The 6,703-nt window shown below is 57.2% G+C and carries 6 protein-coding genes; 4 read left to right on the top strand and 2 right to left on the bottom strand.

The annotated features are described in order from the left end of the window. Nucleotides 1–78: 78 nt before the first annotated feature. The 3 genes from A3736_RS02210 to A3736_RS18235 all read left to right on the top strand — a co-directional run bounded on the left by A3736_RS02210 (nucleotide 79) and on the right by A3736_RS18235 (nucleotide 3,326). Complete coding sequence (locus A3736_RS02210; protein ID WP_054525393.1) at nucleotides 79–981, top strand: SDR family oxidoreductase; 903 nt, start codon at nucleotides 79–81, stop codon at nucleotides 979–981. A 197-nt stretch (nucleotides 982–1,178) separates the two neighbouring features. Beyond that, entirely contained in the window at nucleotides 1,179–2,912 is a 1,734-nt protein-coding gene (locus A3736_RS02215) for a TonB-dependent receptor (RefSeq protein ID WP_369815409.1), read from the top strand. 48 nt (nucleotides 2,913–2,960) lie between these two features. Next, nucleotides 2,961–3,326, top strand: a complete 366-nt coding sequence (locus A3736_RS18235; RefSeq protein WP_369815410.1) for a TonB-dependent receptor — start codon at nucleotides 2,961–2,963, stop codon at nucleotides 3,324–3,326. Nucleotides 3,327–3,490: 164 nt separating this feature from the next. Here the strand turns inward: A3736_RS18235 and A3736_RS02220 are convergent, their stop codons facing one another. After that, nucleotides 3,491–4,456: a LysR family transcriptional regulator gene (locus A3736_RS02220; RefSeq protein ID WP_217352622.1), complete on the bottom strand. Its 966-nt coding sequence runs from the start codon at nucleotides 4,454–4,456 to the stop codon at nucleotides 3,491–3,493. A 116-nt stretch (nucleotides 4,457–4,572) separates the two neighbouring features. Between A3736_RS02220 and A3736_RS02225 the strand changes: the two genes are divergently transcribed. Continuing rightward, entirely contained in the window at nucleotides 4,573–5,718 is a 1,146-nt protein-coding gene (locus A3736_RS02225) for a CaiB/BaiF CoA-transferase family protein (RefSeq protein WP_041685272.1), read from the top strand. 577 nt (nucleotides 5,719–6,295) lie between these two features. Here A3736_RS02225 and A3736_RS16565 read toward each other — a convergent pair. Continuing rightward, nucleotides 6,296–6,610, bottom strand: a complete 315-nt coding sequence (locus tag A3736_RS16565; RefSeq protein WP_000349485.1) for a helix-turn-helix transcriptional regulator — start codon at nucleotides 6,608–6,610, stop codon at nucleotides 6,296–6,298. Nucleotides 6,611–6,703 lie beyond the last annotated feature (93 nt).

Below are 6,703 nucleotides of genomic sequence, written 5' to 3' on the forward strand. Positions count from 1 at the left end.
GGAAATGGAGCCGCGTGCCTGACTCGCACAGGATCAAATGCGCAGATGCGTCGCTCAGGTAAAAGAGGCAGACAAGCGATGGACGAAGAGCTTCGTTTCGATGGCAGGGTAGTGGTTGTGACCGGAGCCGGAGGCGGACTTGGGCGCCAGTACGCGCTGATGTTTGGCGGGCGCGGAGCCAAGGTGGTGGTGAATGATCTGGGTGGCGACGAGAAAGGGAGCGGCAGCTGCTCCACAGCCGCTGACAATGTGGTCGACGAAATTCGAGCCACGGGCGGTCAGGCGGTGGCAAATTATGCGTCGGTCGAGGAGGGCGCGCTGATCATCCAAGCCGCGCTTGACAACTTCGGAACCGTTGACGTCGTCATCAACAATGCCGGCATCCTGCGCGATGTGAGCTTCCACAAAATGACCGACGAAGACTGGACACTGCTTCAGCGGGTCCATCTGAATGGGACGCGGGCAGTGACGCAGGCAGCATGGCCGATACTGCGCGACAAGGGCTATGGCCGCATCGTCATGACCACGTCTGCAGCCGCAATCTACGGCAACTTCGGTCAGGCCAACTATGCCGCAGCCAAGCTCGGAATATTGGGGCTTGCGAACGCGCTGGCGGAGGAGGGGCGGTCCAGAAACATCCAGGTTAATACGATCGCCCCAATCGCCGCATCGCGTATGACCGCGACCGCCTTTCCACAAGAGTTTCTCGCCAATCTCAGAGCGGAAGCGATCAGTCCATTGGTCGGTTGGCTTGCGCACGAGAATTGCAGCGAAACCAAAGGGCTTTTTGAAGTTGGAGCCGGCTATATCGCCAAGCTTAGGTGGGAGCGCGCGCTTGGGCACGCCTTCGGAGCGGACAGGGCGTTCACGCTCGATGATGTCGCCCGGCACTGGGGTAGAATTGTCGACTTCACGGATGCCGAGCACCCGCTCGGGCTGAATGACAGCCTTGAGGCGGTAGAACGGGCGCTGAGAGCGTAATCAACCCAATGAATTACCATGATATTTTTGAGCGGCCGTCGGGCTGCCGATGGCGTCGTGCCGCCGCCAGATATCGATGAGCAGCAGGAATAGTTCTGCAGCGAATTGAATTGGACGACGGCCCTCAAATGCCGCCAAACGGCATGAACTACACAATATCTCCTGGGAAGAGAGGATCAGCCATGAGAGGATGTCTATTGGCGTCTGCCGCGTTGTTGTGCTCGGGAACAGCATTTGCCCAGGAAGCAACGCCCCAGGCGAACGACCAAACCGGGAGCGCCACGGAAGCGCTGGCTGAGGACATTGTCGTTACCGCCACCAAAAAGGGCTATGGCGAAAGCGTGCAGAAAGTACCGATGGCGGTCACGGCTTTTGGTGAAGCGCAGTTGGATGCCAAGTTCGTCCAGAATCTTCAAAGTCTGAGCTACGACGTTCCCAACGTCCAGCTCGAGGATGTGGGTACGGCACCGGGCTATGCCAATTTCACTATCCGGGGCCTCGGCATCAACAGCACGATCCCATCGATCGACCCCACCGTAGGCGTTTTCACTGACGGTATTTACCTCGGCATCAACGCTGGTGTCGTGCTGGACAACTTCGACCTTGAGGGGATCGAAGTTCTGCGTGGACCGCAAGGCTTGCTTTTCGGTCGCAACGTTACCGGCGGTGCCGTGGTTGTGCGGACCACACGGCCCAGCTTCGATTTTGGAGCCAAAGCCAAGCTATCCATTGAAACGGGACTGAAGAAGACCGTAAGCGGCACGGTTACCGGACCTATCGTCGATGACGTTTTGGCTGCCAAATTGGCCGTCTACTACAGCGACGACAATGGCTGGTTTCGCAACCGCTTCGACAATCGCAGCTTCGGTAAATCACATGACCTTATCATTCGCCCGGCACTTTCGCTCAAGGGTGGCGACCGCTTCCGAATGGATCTCCGCTATGAGCATGGCGATGTCGAAAGCGATGGAGCCCCTGTCCAGAGTCACGCGCTGTTTCCCCGCGACAGCTTCAGGTTTTCGATCAATTTCCCAGGTTTCTATGATGCCAAATGGGACCAGGCGATCGTGGAAACCAACATCGATGTCGGTCTGGGCGGAGGCGTCTTCACCAACATCGCTGGCTATCGGAAATTCCGATCCTCCGCGGGCGCTGATATCGATGGAACACCACAGTCCTTCTTTCATGCCTTTTTCGAAATCGACCAGGATCAGCTCAGCGACGAACTTCGTTATGCCGGAAGGTTCGGTGACGTCGAATTGACAACCGGTCTATACTATTTTTCCCAGGATCTTCGTTACGCCGAGCTGCGGAATCTTTTGGGCGGTGCTCGGATCGTTTCCGGTGGGGGTACGCAAGACCAGACAACATGGGGCATTTTTGCTTCGACCGACTGGCATTTCACCGATACGCTGACCTTGAATCTCGGCGCGCGGTATAGCTGGGAACGCAAAGCCGTTCGGGTCTCGGCCTTGCGCGCAAATGGTTGCAATCTAGACACGCTGATCTGTGCAACCAATTTCGCCGACGCGGCAAAATGGCGAGGGTTTACGCCGAAAATCGGCCTTCAGTGGAAGCCGGATGACGACACGCAGATTTATGGCCTTTACACGCGCGGGTTCCGCAGCGGCGGATATAATTTGCGCAACACCGATCCCGCTGTGCCGCCGGGGCCATTCAATCAAGAGACCCAGGACAGTTTCGAACTCGGCGCCAAGAAGCAATTCGGGCGCCACCGGATCAACCTGGCGGCCTTCTACAATCGCATGAAGGACCTGCAGCGCGAGATCAACCTGCCCGGACCGCTTGGCGTCAGCCAGGTCATACGGAACACCGCCGACGCCACAATCAAAGGCGTCGAGGCCGAGGGGCAGTTTTTTCTTTTGTCCAACCTCGTGATTTCGGGTCAGCTCGGCTACGTGAATGGCTAGTATCGCAACGTCCAGTTCGACCTCAGCGGTGATGGCGTCATCAACGATGTGGATCGTGCGCTCAAATTGCCAAGGCTGTCGCCATGGACCTATGGCGTGGGGCTGACTTATGATCAGCAGCTTGGCGAATTGGGGACAGCAACGGCGCGTGTCAGCTTCACGCATCGCGACAAGGCGGCATTCACCGACAACAACGTCGGCTTCCTTCAGGGCGCCGATATGCTCGATGCGAGCCTCACATTGGCGACCGACAACAAGCACTGGCGCTTCTCCATCTATGGCCGAAACCTCCTGAATGAGGTGACGATTGGCGGCGATACACCTTTGCCGGCGGCCTTCGGGGGCACGGGTGCAAGCCTTTCACCGCTAAACAGGGGGCGCGTCATCGGCGGAGAAGTGGCGATTAGCTTCTAGGCCATTTTCGAGGCGAGTGGAATCACCCGCCAACTCGGAAAATGCCCAAGATCAATTTGCTAGAGCATTTCCTGCCGGAAAGCCGGTTCCCACTTCTGCGCGAAATGCTCTAGCTGATCGCGACGGATGCAGCGGATTTCCGATCGCACCCCGCCCCCTTGCCGTTAATCCGATGGTGCGGTGCGCCATGCCTGACGAACAAGGCTGACGAGCGCACGGCCAGCCGGTTTTACCTGCCAGCGGCTACGCACAGCATAACAAAGCGTCAATGGATCGAATAAACCGATTCCCTCCAAGGCCACGAAATTGGCGCGAAACCATGAGTTCTCGGTGAACTGTTTTGCAACCATCCCGATAGCATCGGATGTGGCAACGATCCGTCGAACCAATTGAAAATAGTCTGTCATGTGGATCCAGTCAGCGGGACGCTTACCGCTTTTTTCGTACATCTGCTGAATGATCGATGTGTAGGGTTCGGAAGATGAGGGCACTACGAATTCGAACTGGACCAGCGGCTCCTTGCTGGTCGGGTTTATCCCCAGAATGGGATGATTGTTCCGCACAAAAGGCAGTATTTCGATCGAGGCGACCCGCTCGCACTTGAATTCCGGCCAGCGTGCAAAGGCCGCTTCAAGTCCAAAGGCGACATCGATATCGCCGCGCGACAGGAGTCGCACGCCCCTTTCGCTGTTGCCCGAAACGACTTCGACGCGCACTGCCGGATGGCGCCGCAGCAAAGAAACCAGAGGTTGGGTGAGCAACCAGTCGATTGACCCTGGGAACAGTCCGATTCGAAGCGGGCCCGCATAGGCGTCGGCGCGGCGGGCTGTATCTCCGAGTAGTTCAGCTGCGTCGGCAAGCAAGCGCGCTGCGCGATCGATAAATTCGCGTCCCTCCTCTGTCGGCATCGCGCCCCGTGAGGTCCGATGGAAAAGGGAATAGCCAAGATACCGTTCGAGTTCAGCGACACTCTTGGTCACCGCCGACTGCGTGACACCAACCGCATCCGCTGCCCTGGAGAAGGAACGAAGCTGACCAACCGCGACGGCATGCTTGAGGCGAGAATCGAGCATGGACATGCCCCACAGGAATAATTGCTCCAGAGAATGAATTAGGCGAATCAAGGTCATTTTGCCAATCTTACTTTCGACACTGCCGCCCAGCACGACTGCAACCCGTCTCGAAATCTGGAGCGGCGAAACGGCCTGGATCAAAGCGCCAAGGTCTCAGACGCAGGTATGCCTGAATGACGAAAACTGGTCCGCTTGCAGGCCTCAAAATACTCGAAATTGCGGGCATCGGCCCGGCGCCGTTTTGCGGAATGCTGTTGGCCGACCTTGGCGCCGATGTCGTCGTCATTGAACGCGTAAGCCCTAACTCCGAAAATATCGATCTTGGCAGCGGCGCCATTGTGAACCGCGGGAAACGTGTAATTGCCTTGGATCTGAAGTCCCCCGAAGGCGTCGCGCATGTCCTGGATCTCGTCCAAAGGGGCGATGTACTGATCGAAGGCATGCGGCCTGGGGTGATGGAGAGGCTCGGCCTTGGTCCCGAGGTTTGCCTAGCGCGTAACCCCCGCCTTGTATTCGGTCGCATGACGGGTTGGGGGCAGCAGGGACCTCTCGCCCAAGCGGCCGGCCATGACATCAACTATATCGCGCTGTCAGGAGCCCTTTGGTATGCTGGGCATCCTGGTGAACCGCCAATGGCGCCGCCAAGCCTGGTAGGCGATATTGGGGGTGGAGCGCTTTATTTGGCCATCGGCGTCCTCGCAGCGGCAATGCACGCCCGGGATACCGGGAATGGGCAAGTGGTTGACGCCGCGATCGTCGATGGGAGCGCTCACATGATGAACTTGCTCCTGAGCCTGAAGGCCGCCGGCCAGGTTGCCAGCATACGCGGCTGCAGCATCCTTGACGGCCCTCACTGGTACTCGACCTATCGGTGCGCCGACGGGAATTTCATCTCAGTCGGATCACTCGAGCCCAAGTTCTATGCGCTGCTTTGCAAAAAGCTGGGGTTGGCCGGCGATAGCAGTTTTGACGACGGCTATGATCGTGATGCCTGGCCCGAGCTCAAGCAGCGTTTTAGCGAGATATTCGCCATGCGGACACGGGAAGAATGGCGCGCACTGCTGGAAGGCAGCGATGCCTGCTTTGCCCCCGTGCTTGATCCGGACGAAGCGGCGCGCCATCCTCATATGGCAGCGCGAGGCGTCTATCGGGAGATCGACAATATCCTTCAGGCAATGCCGGCGCCACGTTTTTCGGGCTCGTCACTACCGATCCCCGGACCGATCCCGCTGCATCATGAAGATCCGAGTACAATTCGGCGGGGCTGGAGCAAACCGGACCGCTGCGGGATTACCGCCAGAACCGACTGTTGCGAGTAGTCGGTTGGCATGGTGGGCGGCCAGCGGCCCGACACGAACGGTGATTTCATAACTATGAACCAATGCGACGCTCCGCTTCGCTGCATTCAAATCAAAGGAGACAACGACACACAGGCACGTCAAACTATCCGATGATTCCTGTACGCCACGCCGGAACGGCGATTGCGGACGTGTCCACGGGACGTTGTTCGCATCGTGATTCGCTCGGCGCTTGAAATCAATGCTCGCCCCGGATGTGACGACGCCGATGGGATTTCCACTGCGGCGGCCACGGCCAATGTCCTGGCGTGAGGGCTTCGGTCATCGACCGATTCGACCGTCCGAATGCGGTCTTTTGGCGCGCCTGAGAATCCGCATCAGAGTTGAGTGCGCGTTGTTCGGGAATCTCATTTAAATATTTGGGGTATCCGGAATTTCTGGTTGATAAAATGCCAAAGATGTAAAGAAGAAAATCTTTCTCAGCGGATTATCTGATTGATCCTCTTCAGCCTACTCTACTGCCAATTTTCTGTTTCCACCTTCGCCTGAGTCTTCATAGCGATGCTGACTAGGGAGGACAGCGAGAGCTGGGCAAGCGTCAAAGCGGTTCTGGTTCATGCGCAATCCGAACACCTGCACAACATTCCTCTTGTAAGAAACCGATCAAATTCTCTAGGTGCCCATACTCGGGTATACAGACAATCGTGCGGCTATGTTTCTCCTGCCGGATCAGCCCTACCTTGGCCATGCGCGCAAGGTGATGTGATAGCGTCGAAGCAGGAATACCCAGCCCCTTCTGGATATCTCCGACCGAAGCCCCATCATGGCCAGCTTTGACCAGAAAGCGGAACACGGACAGTCGGTGACTATTCCCTAGCTCAGCTAAGCTGGCTGCAACCTTTTCGTGATCCATAGCACGCCCCAATAATTCGATGTTTCTAGAATTATAGTTGACAGGTCGGATAAACGCAAGTAGGCCGCGTACATCATTTCGACAATACTAGAA

The sequence above is a fragment of the Erythrobacter sp. HI0063 genome, from assembly GCF_001635685.1.
Taxonomy (GTDB): domain Bacteria; phylum Pseudomonadota; class Alphaproteobacteria; order Sphingomonadales; family Sphingomonadaceae; genus Qipengyuania.